General features: G+C 63.9%; 14 protein-coding genes. 3 read left to right on the top strand and 11 right to left on the bottom strand.

Translation table 11 applies throughout. The annotated features are described in order from the left end of the window. Positions 1-171: 171 nt before the first annotated feature. The 5 genes from KA184_01965 to KA184_01945 all read right to left on the bottom strand — a co-directional run bounded on the left by KA184_01965 (position 172) and on the right by KA184_01945 (position 6,856). Positions 172-2,805 carry an ankyrin repeat domain-containing protein gene (locus KA184_01965; protein MBP8128317.1) on the bottom strand — a complete coding sequence of 878 codons (2,634 nt, stop codon included), beginning with the start codon at positions 2,803-2,805 and terminating at the stop codon, positions 172-174. Positions 2,806-2,839: 34 nt separating this feature from the next. Beyond that, positions 2,840-4,213, bottom strand: a complete 1,374-nt coding sequence (locus KA184_01960) for a glycosyl hydrolase (protein ID MBP8128316.1) — start codon at positions 4,211-4,213, stop codon at positions 2,840-2,842. An 8-nt stretch (positions 4,214-4,221) separates the two neighbouring features. Continuing rightward, positions 4,222-4,773: a TlpA family protein disulfide reductase gene (locus KA184_01955; GenBank protein MBP8128315.1), complete on the bottom strand. Its 552-nt coding sequence runs from the start codon at positions 4,771-4,773 to the stop codon at positions 4,222-4,224. A gap of 98 nt (positions 4,774-4,871) precedes the next feature. After that, positions 4,872-5,831: an aldo/keto reductase gene (locus KA184_01950; GenBank protein MBP8128314.1), complete on the bottom strand. Its 960-nt coding sequence runs from the start codon at positions 5,829-5,831 to the stop codon at positions 4,872-4,874. A 32-nt stretch (positions 5,832-5,863) separates the two neighbouring features. Further along, positions 5,864-6,856, bottom strand: a complete 993-nt coding sequence (locus KA184_01945; GenBank protein MBP8128313.1) for a Gfo/Idh/MocA family oxidoreductase — start codon at positions 6,854-6,856, stop codon at positions 5,864-5,866. Between the two features lie 161 nt (positions 6,857-7,017). Here KA184_01945 and KA184_01940 point away from each other — a divergent pair, with 161 nt between their 5' ends. Continuing rightward, complete coding sequence (locus KA184_01940) at positions 7,018-8,343, top strand: GMC family oxidoreductase (protein MBP8128312.1); 1,326 nt, start codon at positions 7,018-7,020, stop codon at positions 8,341-8,343. 31 nt (positions 8,344-8,374) lie between these two features. Further along, complete coding sequence (locus KA184_01935) at positions 8,375-9,706, top strand: hypothetical protein (GenBank protein MBP8128311.1); 1,332 nt, start codon at positions 8,375-8,377, stop codon at positions 9,704-9,706. Between the two features lie 10 nt (positions 9,707-9,716). Here KA184_01935 and KA184_01930 read toward each other — a convergent pair whose 3' ends face one another. The 6 genes from KA184_01930 to KA184_01905 all read right to left on the bottom strand — a co-directional run bounded on the left by KA184_01930 (position 9,717) and on the right by KA184_01905 (position 17,960). Continuing rightward, entirely contained in the window at positions 9,717-12,089 is a 2,373-nt protein-coding gene (locus tag KA184_01930; GenBank protein ID MBP8128310.1) for a glycosyltransferase, read from the bottom strand. A gap of 80 nt (positions 12,090-12,169) precedes the next feature. After that, positions 12,170-13,492, bottom strand: coding sequence for a radical SAM protein (locus KA184_01925; GenBank protein MBP8128309.1), 1,323 nt, complete (start codon positions 13,490-13,492; stop codon positions 12,170-12,172). A gap of 14 nt (positions 13,493-13,506) precedes the next feature. Then, complete coding sequence (locus KA184_01920; GenBank protein ID MBP8128308.1) at positions 13,507-15,648, bottom strand: ABC transporter ATP-binding protein; 2,142 nt, start codon at positions 15,646-15,648, stop codon at positions 13,507-13,509. Further along, positions 15,609-16,484, bottom strand: a complete 876-nt coding sequence (locus KA184_01915) for an ABC transporter permease (GenBank protein MBP8128307.1) — start codon at positions 16,482-16,484, stop codon at positions 15,609-15,611. Before KA184_01915 ends, KA184_01920 begins: the two co-directional genes overlap by 40 nt. Positions 16,485-16,556: 72 nt before the next feature. Continuing rightward, complete coding sequence (locus KA184_01910; protein MBP8128306.1) at positions 16,557-17,462, bottom strand: hypothetical protein; 906 nt, start codon at positions 17,460-17,462, stop codon at positions 16,557-16,559. 198 nt (positions 17,463-17,660) lie between these two features. Further along, a complete protein-coding gene (locus KA184_01905) occupies positions 17,661-17,960 on the bottom strand; it encodes a hypothetical protein (protein MBP8128305.1) in 300 nt (99 codons plus the stop codon). Between the two features lie 300 nt (positions 17,961-18,260). On the opposite strand from KA184_01905, the gene KA184_01900 reads away from it, so the two are divergent. Continuing rightward, positions 18,261-18,490 (top strand): hypothetical protein (locus KA184_01900; GenBank protein MBP8128304.1); only part of this gene is annotated, 230 nt, incomplete at its 3' end.

Raw genomic sequence — 18,490 nt, 5'->3', positions numbered from 1 at the left:
GGAAACCGGCAACGCATTCGTTCCACGCCGCGCCCGCATAGGATGCCTTGCCAGTCACAAGCAAGACCGGAGAACCGTACGTTGCGGCCAGCTTCGGCAGTTGCCTGGCGGTTCCGGGCCCGAAGACGATCCGCGGCGTCCGCGCAAAGAGAAAGCCCGGAATCCCTGAGGTCATGGCGCAGCCCCGGTCTGCGGGGCGGGGGAGAATGCGGCGATCAAGTCCGCGACGCCGGGATAGCCGTTCTCCGTTGCGAGTTCCGCGGCTGTTTTCCCTGAGGTGTCCTTCAGTTCCTTGTCCACGCCGCGCTCGAGAAGCGCCTGCGCCACTTCAGCGTGGCCGCGCGCGGCAGCATCGTGCAGCGGCGAACGCGGATACACGTCATCCGGTGCGGGAGTCAGGCGCGCGCCCCGGTCCGCGAGCACTTCCACGGCATCCAGGTGCCCTTCCTGCGCCGCCCAACTGATCAGCGGCGTGCCCAGCACCGCCGCATCCACGAATTCGGGATGCCGTTCGAGCAGGTGCTGCAATACAGCCACGTCCCCTGTGCGCGCGGCCTGAGCCAATTCATCCAGGATTACCGCGCGCAGGTAGGTCACGCACTGGTCCAGGCCCCGTATCTGGCCGATCTGATAGGGTGTCAGCCCGACAGGGTTCGGCCTGTTTTCGGCCAGTTCCATGGCCACCGTCAAGGGGGTCTTGTTGGCGGCATTCACCGAAACGAAATCCGCGCCGCGTCCGATAAGCAAGCGCACCAGACGATGAAAGCCGCCCATGGCGGCAAGGTGCAGCGGCGTATCCCCGTTTACATCGGGCGCGTTGATGTCGATCCCCTGCAGCACGAACAATTGGGCAGGCCCCCAATGCCCGTTCGCCGCTGAAATATGCAGCGCCAATTGCCCATCCCGGGTCTTAAGGCCCATATCCGCCCCCTGCATGGCCAGAGATTTTACAACCAAGACATTGCCACGGCGCGCCGCGACATGCAGGGGAGACCAGCCGCGGTCGTCCAGCGCGTTGACGTCCGGCTTGAGAGATAACAGGTAATCCACCGTCTCCGGCGCGCCGCGTTCCGCCGCCATGTGCAACGGGGTATAACCGCTGCCGTCGGCGCGGAAGACGTCCGCGCCCAATGACACCAGGTATTCCGCTGAGGCTTTGGTCTGGGATTCGATTGCGGCATAGAGCGGGGTGCGGCCCTGCGTGTCCTGCCATTGCGGGTCCGCGCCGCGCTCCACGAGCAACTTGGCCGCATCCAGCAGGTCCGCCGACAGCGCCGTGAACAGCGGCGTGCGCCCGTTGACATCCCGGGCCGAAATATCCGCGCCGCGCTCCACGAGGTAGGCCGCAAGGTCCTTGTGCCCTTGCGCCAGCGCCGTATGCAACGGCGTGGCTTCATTGCGGTCCCGGGTCTCCAGGTCAACGCCCTGGTCCAACAGGAATCCCGTCAATTCCTGATGCCCAGACGCTACCGCAAGATGCAAGGTATCCAACCCTTCTTTGTCTTTCAGGAGCGGGTCGGCGCCGTTGCGCAGGAGTTCCGCGACCATCCCCGTCTTCCCCGCCAGGGCCGCCAAGTCCAGCGGCGTGTGGCGGAGCCGGTCGCGGGCGTTGATGTCGGCGCCGCGGTCAATCAGTATCTGGGCCAGTTCGGGCAGGCCCAATTCCGACGCAAGATGCAGCGGCGTCGCGGCGGTGCGGTTCTTCGCATCGATGTACGCGCCGCTGTCCAAGAGCAGGGTAATCATCTCGGGGCGATTCGCCTCGACGGCCAGGTGCAGTGCGCTGTGGCCCCGGAAATCAAGCAAGTTGATATTTGCGCCGCGCTCAATCAGGTACGTGGCCATCTCCGGCGTGCCCGTTCGCACCGTGCGCAGGAGTACGGATTCATTGCGCGCGGCGGGGGACGATTCGTCGATGTCCACGCCCTTGGAGAGGATCAAGTCGATCATCTCGTATTGGTTCTGGTCGACGGCGATGGCGAGACAGGTTGAGCCGGTGATGGTCGACGCATGGATATCGGCGCCCTTGCTCAGCAAGTACTCGACCATCTCCTTGTCGTCCATAATGACGGCCATCATGAGCGGTGTCAGCCCCTGCGACATGCCCGCGCGCGGGATGGAGTCCGCGTAGTTGACGGAATCGGGCGAATCGGCGAAGGTCTTTTCCAGGGACCCGTAATCCCGGTAGGTCACCGCCAGAGTGATGCTGTAGGAAAAACCGCGGGCGCGAAGGGCTTCGACGACGTTCCACTGCTTCGCTTTCGCGGCCATGAAAAGGGGTTCCGTCTGGGCTTGACCTTTAAGGGTAAGGTCGGGATTAGCTCCCAGGTCGATGAGCGCGAGCACGGCTTCCGGCTTGCCCTGTTCCGCTGCCACGTGCATGGGCGTGTATTCATTGCCATTCCGCGCGTTGAGGTCGAGCGCGCGCGCGGCCAGGTGCTGGATCATGTAGACGTCGTTGGCCGCCGCAGCCAGGTGCAGCGCGGAATTGCCGAGGAGGTCTCGCGCATCCACGTCGGCGCCCGCTTTCAGCAGTTCTTCGACCAGATGCGCATTGCCGCTTTTTGTAGCGGCCAGGAAAGCGTCTTCGCCCGATTCATTCTTGCCGGTGAGCGGAGCACCCGCCTTGAGCAAGTCGATTGCGCCGTAAAGGTCGCCGGCCGCGGCGGCGCTCAAGAGCGTGGCGTGGACCGCGTGCTCCGCCGGGGTTTCGGGCGCGGGAACGCCGGTGTTTTCCGTAAAAGCGACTTGCGCCGCGACGGCAAGAAGGAGGACGGCCAAGGCGGACATACTCGACATCTTCATACACCGGGTCTCCTTTTGTTTCGCTTCGGCTGCGTCAAGGCATCCAGCGGAAGGTTGCAACGGAACGCGCAGGCAAAGAGGCGGCGAACTCTGCTTTGCCGCAACGCGCGCGGAACGTCTGGGGTGCGTTGCCTGCGTTGGCCGCAACCATCACGAGCGCGCCGCCGGGATTGCGCAACGCGATGTGATCGAACTTCGCTGTGCCGGGCGTGGATTCGACGCGCACGGCGCCGCGGTGAATAAACTTCATGAACTGGCCGTACATGTAGTAGTCGAAGCGATAAGCGACCTGGCGGGTCTTGGAGTCGAACTCCAGGCACGTGCGGCTGGCAAAATGAGGGCCGTTGTTCGGCTTGCGGTTTTCGTCGAGCATAATCACCCAGGCGCTGTAAGACCGCGCCCAATTGCGCAGAATCCCGATAAGCTGAATCGCGCCGCGCGTGCGGAACGTTGACCCTTCCGTGAAATAGAGGTGCTTGTCCGGGAATTCGCCGCGCAATTGCGACATGGCTTCCACCTCGCCCTCGTAGAAGTGGAATGCGGTGCCGTCCACGTACTGTGCCGCGGCGGGATCGCTCAAAACCGCGCGCGGGAACTCAAGGCGGTTGTAGTTGTGGTCCCAGCACCACAGCTTCGCGGTTATATTTCCGCCGGCGAACAACGGCCCCACGTGGTCGCGGATGAAGTCCCGTTGTCCTTCGCCCGTCCACAGGCACGTTGGGTAGGCGGGGTCGATGTGCGCCGGCTCGTTCTGCAGCGTGAGTGCATGGATGGGCACGCCTTCGTTTTCGTATGCGCGGAGGAACCGGAGCAGGTACCGCGCGTAAACGCCGTAATATTCGGGCTTCAACTTGCCCGCGAGCATGGTCCCCGTTGTTTTCATCCATCCGGGCGGGCTCCAGGGCGACGCGAACAACAGCAGGTCCGGGTTGGCTGCCTGCGCCGCCTTGACCGCGGGCAGGAGATACGCGCGGTCCTTGTCAATCGAGAAGTGGTCCAGCTCAAGGTCGGTCTCGCCTTCAGGCATGTCGTCATAGGAATACCAGGGTTCTCCGGCGAAGTCGGAAGTGCCGATGCACAGGCGCATCAAGTTCATGCCGATGCCCGCGTCGGGGTCGAAGAGCTTGCGGATAACCTCCGCCCGCGCCGCCTCATCCAGGAGGCTCCAGTTGTACCAGGAGGCATGATCGAAAGAGGCGCCCATGCCGAGGATAGTCTGGCACGTCTTCCGCGGGTCGATGACGATGCCTGCTTCATTCGTGGCGGCTTCCAGCGGAATACCCGGCATCTGCGACAGCGCGTAATCGCCGTTTTCGGAACTCATCCAGACTTCGACGGATGCGCCGCCCTGCGCCGCGGCGACCGCGCAGCAGGCCAACAGCATGCACAGCAGCAAAGGTAATTTCACGGTCGCCTCTACCTTTGTTCCGCGAGAAGCGTGTCGATGGCCTCGGAGAGATCCGCCTGCAGGCCGGACGAATAACCCGAGTGCACTTGGCGGACGGTCCCCTGTTTGTCGATGAGAATCATGCGCGGAATGGACCGCGTTCCGTACTGTTCGCCGACGCTGCCGTCCTCGTCCCGCAGTACGGTCACGGCATTCAGCCCCAGTTCGTCGATGAATGCCTGGACCGTGGCCTGTGTTTCACCCACGTTCACCGCGAACACGGCCGCGTCTTTTCCGGCGTACTGCGCGGCGACCGCGTTGATGATCGGCATGGTCTGGCGGCAGGGGGGGCACCAGGACGCCCAAAAGTCCAGGAGCACTACCTTCTTGCCGAGATAGTCCGCCAGATTCACGGTCTCGCCGTCCAGGGACGGCAAAGAGAACGCCGGAGCCGCCTGACCTTCCATCGGGTCGGGCCCGAACACGCAGTGCGCGCCCGACAGGGCCATGACAGGCAGTACGATGGCGAGGAAGCGGCGGAACGGCGGACATGTGCTGTTGTCGCGTGTCATGCTTTTCACTTTCAGTTGTTTCCGCGCCCCCACTCAGCCGGAGCAGCATACGGCATGGAGGCCCATGGAATTGTCAGGATATTGTAACGAAAGAGGAGGTTCCAGAGTTAACGTTCGCTGCTTTGCAGGTCGAGCCAGGCAAGCTCCCCTGCGGTAAGGGTCACATCGAGCGCGGCGGCGCACGCGGCGAATTCGTTGCCGGAATACGCTGCGACCAAGGGGAACGCGTTAAACCCCTGATGCAGGACATAGGCGAGCGCGACCTGAGCGGCGCTCAGCCCGCGTTCGGCGCCCAGCGCCCGGGCGCGTTCAAGCCGCTGCCAGTTGGCTTCGCAGTTGTAGCAGCGCATATACAGCGTGTCCGCGTGTTCCGCCTGGTTATCGCACGAGAGTCGGCCGGAAAACCAGCCGCCCGCCAGGCTCGACCAGCAGAGGAGCGGCAACTGCTCGTGACGGTACCAGGCCCGATGCGCCTGCGCCCCGGCGCCGGTGATGGTGATGCAGTCGTCCCACGGAGCCTCAATCTGTTCGGCAAGGCTGAAATGGGGGCTGCTGGCGACAAACGGCGTCAGGCCGTGGTCCCTTGCGTAGGCGTTGGCCGCCGCGATGCGGTCCGTGGTCCAGTTGGAGCCGCCGTAGGCGTGGATGCGACCGGCGCGCTGGTGTTCGTGCAGCGTCTCGACGATCGGACCGGTGGGAACGGCGGGGTCGTCGCGATGCAGCAGGTACAGGTCGATATAATCGGTCTTCAGCCGTGCCAGGGAGTCGTAAATGTCCGCGGTGATGTCGAAGGGCGTGACGCGTTTCCGGTCGGCGTTATGATGCGCGCCCTTGTCGAGGATCACGAGCTGGTCGCGGATTCCGCGCGACGCGATCCAGCGCCCAAGAACCCGCTCACAGTCGCCCGTACCGTAGACATGCGCCGTGTCGATGGTGTTGCAGCCGAGCGCGAAGACGGCGTCCATAAGGGCGTACCCGGCGGCCTCATCCTCGGAATTAAGCATGATACCGCCCTGGATGAGCCGGGAGACGGGCTTGGTCACGCCTGGGATTCGGCCGTACTGCATCGTCTGTGTTCCTTGCCGCCGTTTGTGCCGGTCTAGGGGCATTCGCAGGGGTAGACCAGCCCCCACTGGGCGCGTATGGCGTCCATCACGCCCATGATAACGCAGGATTCGTCCAGGGGCATGGTTTGGGATTCGAGGCGGCCCTCGCGCACGCATCGCGCGACTTCCGCCGCCTCGTAGTTGTACCCGTTTCCTTGCAGGGGGAATTCGTACACCTGTTCGCTCTTGTCATGAACGGTAAGGGTCGCGCGATCGCCGCGCCAGAAGGGCGGGTGCAGCCGGACCATGCCTTCGGTACCCATTATGACGGCTTCCTGCGGCGTGTTGGTGCGCACCGCGCTCGAGAGCAGCGCCAACGCACCGCCGTCGTACGCCAGGACCACGGCGGATTGTTCATCCACCCGGGTGTGCCCGAGATGCGCAAACCCTGTAATGCGGCTGGGTTCGCGGCCGTAGACCATCGACGCCAAAGACACGCAGTATACGCCGACGTCGAGCAGGCCGCCGCCCGCCAGCTCGGGGTCGAGCAACCGGCTTTCTTCATCCCAACTCGCGCGGAACCCGAAGTCCGCCTGGACCATGCGCACGTCGCCGATGCTGCCGGAAGCCAGCCAGGCGCGCGTCTGCACAAGCATTGGCAGGAAGCGGGTCCACATTGCTTCCATAAGGAACCGGCGCTCGGCGCGCGCCGTGGCCGCCATTTCTTCGGCTTCTTTACGGTTGACTGCGAAGGGTTTCTCGCACAGCACCGCCTTGCCCGATTTCAAGAACAGGATGGTGTTGGGCTTGTGCCACGGGTGCGGCGTTGCGACATAGACCGCGTCGACCCCGGGATCCGCGGCAAGCGCCTCGTAGGAGGCGTGTCGGCGCGGCACGTTGAATTCCTGGCCGAATCGCGCCGCGGCGGCGGCCGTTCGGGAACCCACGGCGACGAGCTCCACGTCGGGCAACGCCTGCAGGCCGTGAGCGAATGCGTGGGCGATACCGCCCGTCCCGCAGATGCCCCATCTGAATTTTTCGGTCATGGCCGTCTCCTTGCCGGGATTCAGGGAAAGAAGGACGCAAATTGCGAACGCCGGAGCGGAATCATTACCCTTGCGGGGGAAGGATAGCAAATTGCCGGCGGCTCGGGTTTCCCGCGGCAGTGGTTGTGAAGTACTCTGTAAGTCTAACGAGGAACACGCCCATGGCGAGGATGACACTGGACGCAGACGTGGTGGTTGCGGGCTCGGGTCCCGGCGGCGCGACGGCCGCGCGCGAACTCGCGCGGGCGGGCCGGCGCGTGGTCCTGCTCGAGCGGGGTGGCGACCACCGGAAACGGTTCTACTATGGCACGTACTTCGGGGCATTACTCTATTCCGACCGGGCAAGTCTCTTGTTCACGAAGGAAGGGCTGAACATCGTGCGGCCATTGATCGTCGGCGGCGCGACCAGCATGTTCTGCGGGTGCGCTTCCCCGCCGCCTCCCTGGCTCAAGAACCGCTACGGCGTTGATATCGAGGCCGAAACGGCGGCAACCGCCGCGGAATTGGAAATCGCACCGCTGCCGCGGCATTTGCGCGGCGATGCGTCCACGCGGATTGCCCAAGCCGCACGGGACCTTGGCTATCCCTGGGAGCCGCAGGCCAAGTTCCTGCGGCCCGGACGGGCCCATGGCGCGTTCAGGTGCGGCGCCCGGTGCATGCTCGGTTGCCGCTGCGGCGCGAAGTGGAACGCGGGCGAGTACGCCGACGAAGCCGTGGCCGCCGGAACGGCGCTGATCACCCGCGCCCGCGTGGACCGCGTCCTGTTGGAGGACGGTCAGTGTGCGGGCGTCGAAGGCCGGTATGCAGGCAGGCCCTTCACCGTGCGCGCGCGTACCGTCGTGCTGGCTGCCGGGGGCATTGGCACGCCGCGCATCCTGCAGGCATCGGGTTTCCGCGAGGCGGGGACAGGCATGACGATGGACACGACCGTTATGGTTTATGGGTTTGGCAAAGAGCCGGGCATCGGGCGCGAGCCGCCGATGACGTGGTCGTGGGAGAACGAAGCGGAGGGCTACATGCTGAGCACGCTCGCCGACCCGTGGCTCATGTATCCGCTCATTGCCATGCGCAAGGGCCTTGGCCACACGCTCCGTTGGACGCAGTGGGACCGTTTGCTGGGCGTCATGATCAAATTGAAAGACAACATCTCGGGGGGGGTGTTTCCCGACGGGACCATCAGCAAGCCCATGGTGGGCGACGACGCGGACCGCATGCGGCGCGCCGAAGAGGTATGCCGGAACATCCTGCTGAAAGCGGGGGCGGACCCCGCGACGCTGTACGTTACGCCGCAGCGGGGCACGCACCCGAGCGGCACCGTGCGCCTTGGCGCCCTCGTGGACACCAACCTGCGCACGGAAACGCCGGGGCTGTATGTCTGCGATGCGAGCGTGTTTCCCGAGGCGCTGGGACGTCCCACGGTGCTCACGATCATCGGGCTTGCCAAGCGCCTGGCGAAGCACTTGGCCGCACAGAATGGTCTCAGATAAGGCACGATTCCCGATTCCTGAGGAGTGGGTCATGATGATGGAAGGTGTGCTGTTCCTCTTGGCTGTTCTCAGCGCGCCGGCCGCGACGCCCGCCGATTTGCAGGTGCGCGCGGAAGAAACGCTGCGCAAGTCGCTGGCCGCGATGACTGTCCGTCAGTGCGGCGGCGGATGGGGCACGTCGTACGCGCAGGACGACTCCGTCATGTGGGGCGAGTACCGGCCGGTGCCGCGGCACTGGATTACCGTGCAGCCGCCCGCGACGCCCGGCGTGGCCGGTATCTTCCTCGGCGCGTCTGAAACGCTGCGGGACCCGGCCCTCGCGGAACCGGCGCGTGCGGCGCGGAACGCCCTTGCCAGGATTATGACGCCGGAAGGAGGGTTTCCGCATGAAGGCCCCGTGGACAGGGAATGGCGGAAACGAGGGACTTTCGACGACGATGTGACCACCGGCGCATTGCGTTTTCTCATTGCGTGGCGGCAATACACAAACGCGGAGGAAGACCTGGAATTGGTCCGCCGCGTGGGCGAGTTCCTGCTGTTGTCCCAGTACGAGAACGGCGGGTGGCCGCAGGCCTATCCGCCCGGCGGGTCGGATTACGACCACTGCATTACCTTGAATGACAATGCGATGGTGAACGTCATTCGCGCCTTGCTGCGCCTTTATGAACTGCTGGGTGATGCGCGATATCTGGAGGCGGCGCATCGCGGCGGCGCATGCATTCTTCGGCTGCAGGGCGGGCCGGGCGAGGCCGCCTGGGCGCAACAATACGACCCGGAAACCCTGAAGCCCGCGTGGGCCCGCACGTTTGAACCGCCCGGTTATACCCCGGCAGAAAGCGCGGAAGTCTGTGAAGTGCTGGCCGAACTCTATCTCGTCACGGGCGAGGACCGTTTCCTGGAGCCGTTGCCGCGGGCGTTCGCCTGGTACGAGGAAAGCCGTCTGCAGGACGGGAAATGGGCGCGGCTCTATGAACCGGGCACGCACCGGCCCATCTACGGGCATCCGAAGGACAGAGTCGTTGTCTACGACGCCGCGGGGGCGCGCGGCGGCTACAGTTGGCGGGGTGAGTGGTACCCATACCGCGCGAAAGCGTTATATGAAGAGATCCGGTCAAGGGGGCGGGATGCGGTATTGCGCGAACAGGCGGCGCCGGAAAGCCCCGGCACGCGGGCGGAACTCGCCGAACGCGTGGCGGCGGTCTGTGACGCGATTACGGGAACGGGGGAATGGCTGTCCGCGCCTGCGGACAGCGAGCGCGCCGTACTCCGGGAATTCAAGGCGAATCCGGACCAGATGCTGGTGCATACGAGCGTGTTCGTTCACAACGCGCGGATATTGCTTGATTATCTCGAGGCGCAGTAGGCAGGCGGCATCAGAGCTGCTTCGGCGCGCCGTACCACTGGCTGCCCGCGTGGTCCAGGTGCAGCACGACCTTTCCTTCGAGCCGTGTCTCGGGGCCGAAATGCACGACGACCGCCTTGCCGAACATCCAGTCGGAACCTTCGAAATGATCGAGTTCGTGGTATGGCACTTTCTCGATCACCTCGCGCCTTACGCATTGGCAGAACCCGATCGGTATGCGGACCGCTTCCCGGAACCGGTATTCCGGCGCGGCTGCCGCGAGTTCGTCGAAACATTCCCACGGGCGCACCTGGCCCAGCAAGACGCGCGCGGTGGTTTCGGGCGAGAGCATCTTGCGTCCGTCCGGCGCGATGAAATGCGTGCGGTCGGCGTGACGGTCGATTTCGGCGAAGAAATCCGGGGGAACGATGATGTCGGCGTCAAGCAATACGATCCAGGCGCCGGACGCGATGCGCGCGCATTCGTTGATCATGAATCCCTTTGACCGCACGTTGTCTGGCGAAAACGGCGCGCGGACAATGCGCAGGCCGGGATGGCTCAGGCGCAGCGAATCGATCAGGTCGTCCGTGGTGTCAATGCCGGGCACATAACCCACGACGATTTCGACGCGGCTCATGTCGAAATCGCGCTGGTGCGCCAATGCGAGGAGCGCCGCCTGCAATCGCCGCGCATAACGCGTATTGATGATGATCACCGAATAGCGGATGCGGTTCCAGTCCGCGGCGGCGTCCGGCCCGCGCTCCCAGAGGAGCAGCGTCTGCGTCACGATGAAACCGTCGACGTTGTTGACTACGACCCGGGGCTCGAGACAGCCCGCAAGGCGTTGGGGCAGGCGGCGTTCGCCCTCGAATTCCGTTGGGCGCACGAGCACGTTGTCGCGCAGGAGCACGTAATGGCCGAGCGCATCGACATGCAGCGTGAGCCGGTGCGTGTAGTCGATCATAGGGCACATGATCTTCGCATGCCGCCCAAAGGCGAAACCGATGTGCTCCGCGATGCCCCCGCCGAAGGTCAGGGTCATGGTGAACGGCGGCTCGATGCGCGTCAGCGGCGTGCTGCGCATTTCCCCGGGCGCAAAAGAGCACCAGCGGATCGCGCCGGGCATGTGATGAGTGAAGCGGCCCTCGATATCGTAGGAATCCGCCGCGATCTCCCGCGTATGCGGCTCGCGCAGGGTTATGGCGCATGCCGCCGCCGCCAGGGCGTTCAGGTGCTCGGGCAATTGCAGGCGCGCGGCGTCTACCGCGTCATAGTGGCGTGCGCGGCCGTGCAGATACTGCAAGGGCGATACAATCGGGTCCCCCGGGATTGTGCGGGCGCGCAGTCTGGGAAACCGCGCGCGAAACGATTCGGTCTCATGGTCGCAGATACGCCGGTAACGGCACGCGCGGCAAGCGGGCGCGAGGTCGCGCAGCGCCTTGCGGCGGAGACGCTCGATTTCGGCTTGCGCGGCGGTCATCTCCTCTGGCAGGGCGCGCTCGGCGCGCCGGAGGCGTTTCAGATGCCGCGTGAGCTTGTGCAGCATCCAGACGCGCGCGTAGACCTTCGGGTGTTCGAGGATCCAGGGGAACAGGCGCTGGTCCAGCGCGTTATGCACGGAAGTGGCGCGGGCCAGCCGGTTTTCGACGGCCTTGCCCATCCATGCGGGGCCAAGCGCGTGCATCTGCAGCGCCATTTCGTAGGAACGCCGCTGGTAATGCGGGTGGTCGAGGTGGAACTGCTGTGAATTGACGGCGCAAGAGAGATTGTCTTCCTGGACGAGGCAGAAGGGCAGGCCGATGAGATGAGTTTCCACGCCCCGGCCGGAAAGCCGGCGCGCAAGGCTGTTCAGGAGATCGATTTGCTCCGCGCCGTCATCGCGTGGAGACAGGCCGGCCTGCGAAAAAGGCTCGGAGGCGGCAATATTGACCGCGCACGCATTCGCGAAGGTCTCTTCTAATATTCCCACTTCCGATGCGGCGAGAGGGACCTCGACCTGTGCCCGTACCGGGATACTTGCCCGCACGGCCGCGGCGATCCATGTCTTGAACCAGTCCGTGTCGCGGCCGGAAGCACAAATAAAGACATCCAGCAGTTCCCGGGGCGGCGCCAAATCGAGCAGGGCAGGGGAGAGAGGCGGCGCAACACGCAGGGATGCCCGCAGGCCTTCTTGCCGGGCGGCCGCGAGCAATTCCGGCAACAGGCCGATGGTCGCGCCGCCGGGGCGGATGTCGACTTTCTCGACCTTGAAAATGACCGCGTTGAGCCGGAACCATTTCTTGAGGTCCGCAAGCGCGAACGGGCGGCTTCGCGCGTTTTCCGTCGAAATGAGCCCGCGCACGGGTGCGAGCGCCTGATCGACGGCGCACAGGGTTGCCGTTTCCGCGTCTTGCATGGTCACCATAGCGGTGCGTGCCTATCTGCCCCCGAAGGGCACCGGTCCCCACGAGGGTGTCCCGGCCGCGCCTTTCCCCGGACCTTGATTCATAGCGCCCAGTGCTCGTCTTCCGGTTCGACCAGTTTTTCCTGGTCTTTGATGAAATGCAGCGGGTCGTTCGTAGTGGGCATATCGGCAATGGGCGCGGCCTCATCCGTGCCGAAGAAACCCGCGTAGTCGCCATGGAAACCGTCGCAGATGTGTCTCGCATGGCACTGTTGGCACGCCTCGTGGTATTTATACGCGCAGTCGTCCCGCGCGCGCTGTTCGGCTTCTTCCGCGTAGATTGCGGGTTTGCCCCGGCGCAGCTGGCGGAGCCGGGCGAGCAACCGTTGCGCGCGGAACTTGAGCCCCATCTTGAACGGCTGCGCCGCGCACAGCGTCACCAGCGCGTGCGGGTCGCGCTTGTACAACTCATGCGACCGGTAGCCGATGTGGAACGGCGGCGTGGTGCCCCCGTCGCGCATCATCTGCGTCTGCATCATGGTCCACAACCAGCTCGCGTAATCCCACTCGTGATGATCGTAGCTGAGCTGCTTGTAATTGTAGAAGTTCTTTCGGTGCCGGGGTTCCGCCATGCACAGCGGCAGATACCGCACGTTCACTTCGATTCCCGCCTCCTCGAGCATGTCCATTGCCTTGGTCAATTGCGCCTTGATGTCGGAATAGCGGGCGACGTTGCGTGCGGTGCGCGTGCCGGTCTGCTGGTCGCCAAAGGGGTTGAACGCGATGAAGTTCACCGCGAGCGCGCCGTAGGCTATGGCCTTTTGCGCCACCTCGGGCAGGATCTTCACCACGGGCTCGGACATGGTGCAGTTAAAGCGGAACGGTATTGCCAGTTCGCGCATGCGCTCGATGGCGGCGGTGATCTTCTGGTAGCCGCCCTTCACGCCGACGACCTCGTCATGCACCTCGCCCACCCCGTGCAGGCTGACCAGGAAATCGCGAATGCCGGCGTCGCGGAATTTTTCGAGCATGCCGGGCTTGCCGAGCATCAGCCCGTTAGTGATGAGCGTGGGGTAGAGGCCGATGTCGCGGCAATACCGGATCAACTCGAAAATGCCTTTGAAGATCGTGGGTTCGCCGCCTTGGATGTCGATGGCCGTATTGCCGTAGAAATAGCGCAGAGTCGAGCAGATCAATTTGGCCTTCTCAAGCGACATGAAGGGATGTTCGGGGTGTTTGTGGTCCTCGATGCGATTGATGAAGTAGCAGAAGTAGCACCGCGCATTGCAGGTCTGGCCAAGCCACATGACGCCGCGCCGGTTCAGTGTGCGTTTCTTCGTTTTCTTATAGCCGCGCGCGAGTGCGTCCGCCGCGGGTGCGCCTGCCTGAACAACGCCGCTGTGGGGCTGCGCCGATGTCGCCATTTGGAAGACTCCGGTTATCGGGCGAACGGGGCCTGTCGCACCTGCGGCTCCGCGCAGGGGCTGATGAGCAGCCTGCCCGAGAAATACAAATGCCGGCCCGCGTCGAAATGAAGCGGACTCATATCCGAAGGGCGCAACGCCTGCAACACGCGCGCGTGCTGGTCATGCCCCGTATTCAGGGGCGTCATCCGGAAACCCATGTCCTGCGCCGTCACCTCGAAAATAACAGACGGCAAACGGGAACTCAAGGCTTGCGCGCGGCAGCCGGGCGCATACGTGCGATTCAGGTGTTTCCATATGCTCATAGCGCGGTCAAAGGGCGGAAACACCCCCGATTCGTGGTCGGTCTCCCAGTTTTCGTACTCGGCGCGAAGTACCGCCGACACGTGGTACTCCTGCGCGTCGAACGGTTCAAGCGCCTCGACCCAGATGCGCAGGGCGAAGCCGCCTTCGACCGCTTCCATTTCCCAGTCCTGCCGGAACGGGAAGCGCCGGGAAACACCCGAGACCGCAAGCCGGCGCCCATCCGAGCGCACGGCGCTCCATTGCAGGCTGATGCTGTCGTGCCACAGATGTTCCATGAGTATGGAAGAGTAGAGATGCAGCGCCGCGGTGAGTTCTTCTTCATCATAGCTGACGCGCACCTTGCCCAGTTCGAAACGGGCGGTCAGCCGTCCGGACTGCAGGGACCGCTCCGTGCGCATGCGCTCCCGAATGCGCGCCCGGTCGGTTGTGGTGTCAATCGTCAAGGTCACTATGTCGTGCCGTCCTGCGGAAAAAACGCAGTTTTCCTCCGGAAACCTGGCATATGGAATCAACAAGCGGCTGAACGACACGTATTCCGAATTGGCCCAGTAGAGCGCCATGTGCGGCAGGTGTGGCGTTAACCGGAACATCAGCGGTGGCAACGCCGCGCCCTCCTCGGGCAACGCGGCGGCTTCATGCGCGGAGACCTCGGGCGCGACAACCACGTTCCAGCCGCTGTCAGCGGGGAGGATATCCGGGAAGCGCCCGGCGTAATCGCCGTAGAGCCAGTGCAGGTAAGACGTGGGCAGGCAGATCATGAGTTCGATGAGCGAAAGCTCCACCGCGTGTTCGCATTCTATGGCGGCATGCCAGGTCAGGCGCCCGGCCTCGAGTTCCATGCGCCAGTCGAAACGCACGGGCAGCCGCGTCATGCGACCCTGCGCGCGGCAGCATGACTCACCGGCCTCGGCAAGCTCCCATTCCGCGTCGGACGAGAAGTGCCGCTGGCCAAGCGAGGTCAGAGCCATCTGGCAGCCGGTGGACGCAGTGATCTCCTCCTGGCGCGCGAACAGCGAGAGCCTCCCGTCGCAGTGGATGGCCTCGATGGCGCCGTCGGTGAACGTGTGAACGCCGCGGTCGCGGCCCACTTGCCGCAGATAGAAATTGATGGTCTTCTGCGGGGTGTCGCGGACGACCATCTCGCCCTTGTTCAACAGCACGACGCGCCGGCACAACGTGTTGACTGTGCCGAGGTCGTGCGACACGAAAACGATGGTCTTGCCCTGCTCGCGCAGTTCGCCAATCCGGCGGCGGCACTTGCGCTGAAAATCTTCGTCGCCGACGGACAGCACCTCGTCTACCAGGAAAATGTCCGGGTTCGTGTGCGCGGCGACGGCGAATCCGATGCGCACGTACATGCCGCTGCTGTAAGTGTCCACGGGCTGGTCGATGAATTCGCCGATACCGGAGAACGCGACGATCTGGTCGAAGACCTCGTCCACCTGCGCGTGGCGCATGCCCAGCAGCCCCGCGTTCAAGTAGACGTTCTCGCGCCCGGTCAGCATGGGATGGAAACCCGCGCCGAGTTCCAGCAGGGACGCCACGCGCCCGCGCACGATGACCTCGCCGCTGGTCGGCAGCGTGACGCCCGCCAGAATCTTCAGCAAGGTGCTCTTTCCCGAGCCGTTCCGGCCGATGATACCCAGTGATTCGCCCGGCCCCACCTCCAGGGAGATGTCCCGCAACGCGGCAAACGTCGCCGTTTTCCGCCCGCGCAGCCAGTCGCCCAAACCGCCGCGCCCGAGCATGACGCGCGTGCCGCGCCGTGCCGGATAGACCTTGGTTACATGCTTGATGTCAATGACGGACATCACAGATAGTCCGAAAGGGTGGGGCCGGTGCGGCGGCATACGTACGCGCCCAAGCCGAGCGCGACGACCGCCGTGACCGATGGCCATGCCAGGAGCCAAAGGTCCGGAAAGCGGCACTCAAACAGGATTTGCCGGTACGCCGTCAGCAGTTCCGCCATTGGGTTCAAGAGGTATAGACGCACCAGCCACGGATACCACGGCTCCACCCAAGCGGGCAGGTCCGTCAACCGGACGACGAATTCAAGCGGATAGAAAACCGGTGAGGCGTAGAAGCCGAACACGACGGCGACGCTGGTCATGTAGCCGATGTCCCGATAGAGTACATTGGCGCAGGCGAGCAGCATCGCGAGCCCGACAAGAGCGGCTATATGCAAGCCAAAAACGATGCAAAAATACAATAAAGATAGTCTGATAATACCGCCCGAGATAACGTGAAGGGCCAGCAGAATCACAAAACCAATGCCCAGATTGACCAGCGGATAGCCTGTGGCGGCGATGGGGATAATCTCACGCGGGAAGTGGACCTTCTTGACCAGGTTCTGGTTGTCGATGAGCGATTGGGTTGCGCTCGTGAGAGCGGTTGCCGTGAATTGCCAGAAGATGAGGCCGCACAGAAGGCTGACGGCGTAGGGCGTGTTTTCCTGTCCGGAAACGGGCGCGCGCCCGGAGAAAATGAATGTGAAGATGAAAGTCAGGACGAGCATGAGGGCCAAAGGTTCAAATATGGCCCATAGAAACCCCATGACGGCGTAGCGGTAGCGCACGCGCAGGTTTTTCGAGACGAGGTCCCGCAGGAGTTCGCGGGCGCGGATGAGGTCGCGGGGCAGCCGCCGTAACTGCCGCTGTTCTGTGCTGTTATAAACGAACTCGTTCATGCGCGGGAGATGATATCACCGGAGAAACCAGGTTTCCAAACACCGGGAAGAAGCGTTTCCGCGCACACCGTTTCACGGAACGGCGGGCCGCAGGCACCGGCTGCAAGGCTGGTATCCGCGCGCGCGGGCATCATCCAGGGAAATCGCATTGGAGGCGCCCTGCATCAGGGCACATCCATGGGCGTGATAGTGATCGCCCGTGGGGGTCACATAGACCACGGTTGCGTCCTCCACAGGTGCTGGCGCGGTCGTAACGGGCGTGCCGGGGACCGGCTGCGGGGAGGCTGCGCCCGATATCGCCACGCCGGGTTTGCACAGGGGGCACTGTGTTTGGAATCCGGCGGCGGACGCTTGCTCGACGGTACCTTCGTATCGTTGCCCGGCGCCGCTGAGGTAGACGGCGCAATCCGCGCGGTGATAGTGCGGGTCGGACTGGACGGAGTAAACGCGTAAGGGTGTTGCGGTCGCTTGCGGCGGCGTGGCGTCCGCCGCGGCAGGCGCCGCCGTAACGGCCGGCGCGCTGGCGGGCGCGGCGGCAGCGGGGGGCGTTCCTGTCGTGCTGGGAGCCGCGGGCGTTCCGTTATCGCGAGCCATTTCGTAAACCAATATGGCTGCGAGGATGGCCGCTGTAATCAGGAGTCCCGCCGCAACTCCCAGAAGTATGGCGCGCTTGCGTTTTCGCGCCAGAAGAGCGCGATGCTTGGCAAGAATCTCATCCGGGATGCCGTCCAGCGCCACTTCGCCTTGGCCCTCGTCGTAAGGGTCTTCCCAATCCTCATCCGGCGCTTTCCTGTAATGACCGAAATGCTCGGGACCGACGGGCTGGTTGCTCTCTTCGTCCGGCGCACACTGCGGCGCGATTGTGGAATCCGGGACAGAAATATACTGGTTGCAGTACTGACAGCGGCCTTTCTGCCCCCGAAATCGGTCCGGGATACGGAGTTCCGAGCCGCAGTTTGGACACGAAACCAGGATCATGGGACGTTCCCATCTGCCCACAACATGTCGAAACGGAGAGCAGAATACACCGTATCCTGTCTTCAGGCAAGCGACTTGCCGGCCCCGTCGCGACTTGGCGCCCTCAGCAGGGGAGATTTCGCGGAAAAACAAGACGCCCCGCACGCCGGTTAGACACGACGTGCGGGACCGCTCTAAATACGTCTCTGGGTGCGAAGCCTAGTACTGGGCCACGAGCACATCCGCACCACCGCCGCCGGCTGCGCCGCCACCACCGCCGCCTGCCGCACCGCCTACGCCGCCCGCGCTGACGGTCTCTGCCGCTGCCACCGTACTGAAGTCCACCTGACTCAGCGCGCCCAAGTCCACACTCACGGACGGAGTGGCCGTGGCAGGGGCCGGCTCACTCTGGTCAATTCCCGCGATGGCTGTGCCGGCGGCCACGCTGACGATAACGGCAACCACAACCGCCCACGGCCAGACATATGCGCTCTTTGACGTTTTCTGAACCTTATCCACGGGACACTCCTCCTGTGTTCGACCAAGACGGCCTGCAAACCATACCCCGCAACACGCTGTTTCGTGCGCTTGACGTGACTATACCCCAAAGCTCCTGGAAAATCAATCCCCCCTAAACCTCAACCGGAAACCCTTGAGTTCCTTGTGTCTATTCCCGATAGGGTCCCTCCGCGAGTGAAGCGTCGTTGAAAAGCAAGGCAGTCTCCCGGCAGGATGTGCTGGCTACGAAAGACTGGAATCGAGTGCGGCGTCATGATGTTTTCTACCGGGACGGTGGCCTCAGGGCGAGGCGGCACTGCAATGCTGCGCAGTGACTGGCGCGAGAAAGTGCTCATAGTCTGCATTTTTCTGATGGCGTTGGCGTTGCGCGCGGGTTACCTCGTGGAATTGCGGCAGAGCCCCGATTTTGACAGTCCCGTGCTGGACCCGCAGTTGAATGATTACTGGGCCCGCGCCATGGTTTCCGGGGACTGGACACCGCCTGCCCATGCGCCGGACCCGGAATTGCGCGCTGCGCCCTTCGGCAGGCC

Source organism: Candidatus Hydrogenedentota bacterium (genome assembly GCA_018005585.1).
GTDB lineage: Bacteria > Hydrogenedentota > Hydrogenedentia > Hydrogenedentales > JAGMZX01 > JAGMZX01.
This window is presented reverse-complemented; position numbering and strand designations above follow the sequence as displayed.

Bases quoted from the DNA above. Each gene is read 5' to 3' on its own strand.
- KA184_01965 (MBP8128317.1), bottom strand. From the start codon at position 2,805: ATGAAGATGTCGAGTATGTCCGCCTTGGCCGTCCTCCTTCTTGCCGTC.
- KA184_01950 (MBP8128314.1), bottom strand. From the start codon at position 5,831: ATGCAGTACGGCCGAATCCCAGGCGTGACCAAGCCCGTCTCCCGGCTC.
- KA184_01945 (MBP8128313.1), bottom strand. From the start codon at position 6,856: ATGACCGAAAAATTCAGATGGGGCATCTGCGGGACGGGCGGTATCGCC.
- KA184_01940 (MBP8128312.1), top strand. From the start codon at position 7,018: ATGGCGAGGATGACACTGGACGCAGACGTGGTGGTTGCGGGCTCGGGT.
- KA184_01935 (MBP8128311.1), top strand. From the start codon at position 8,375: ATGATGATGGAAGGTGTGCTGTTCCTCTTGGCTGTTCTCAGCGCGCCG.
- KA184_01930 (MBP8128310.1), bottom strand. From the start codon at position 12,089: ATGGTGACCATGCAAGACGCGGAAACGGCAACCCTGTGCGCCGTCGAT.
- KA184_01925 (MBP8128309.1), bottom strand. From the start codon at position 13,492: ATGGCGACATCGGCGCAGCCCCACAGCGGCGTTGTTCAGGCAGGCGCA.
- KA184_01920 (MBP8128308.1), bottom strand. From the start codon at position 15,648: ATGCCGCCGCACCGGCCCCACCCTTTCGGACTATCTGTGATGTCCGTC.
- KA184_01915 (MBP8128307.1), bottom strand. From the start codon at position 16,484: ATGAACGAGTTCGTTTATAACAGCACAGAACAGCGGCAGTTACGGCGG.
- KA184_01910 (MBP8128306.1), bottom strand. From the start codon at position 17,462: ATGATCCTGGTTTCGTGTCCAAACTGCGGCTCGGAACTCCGTATCCCG.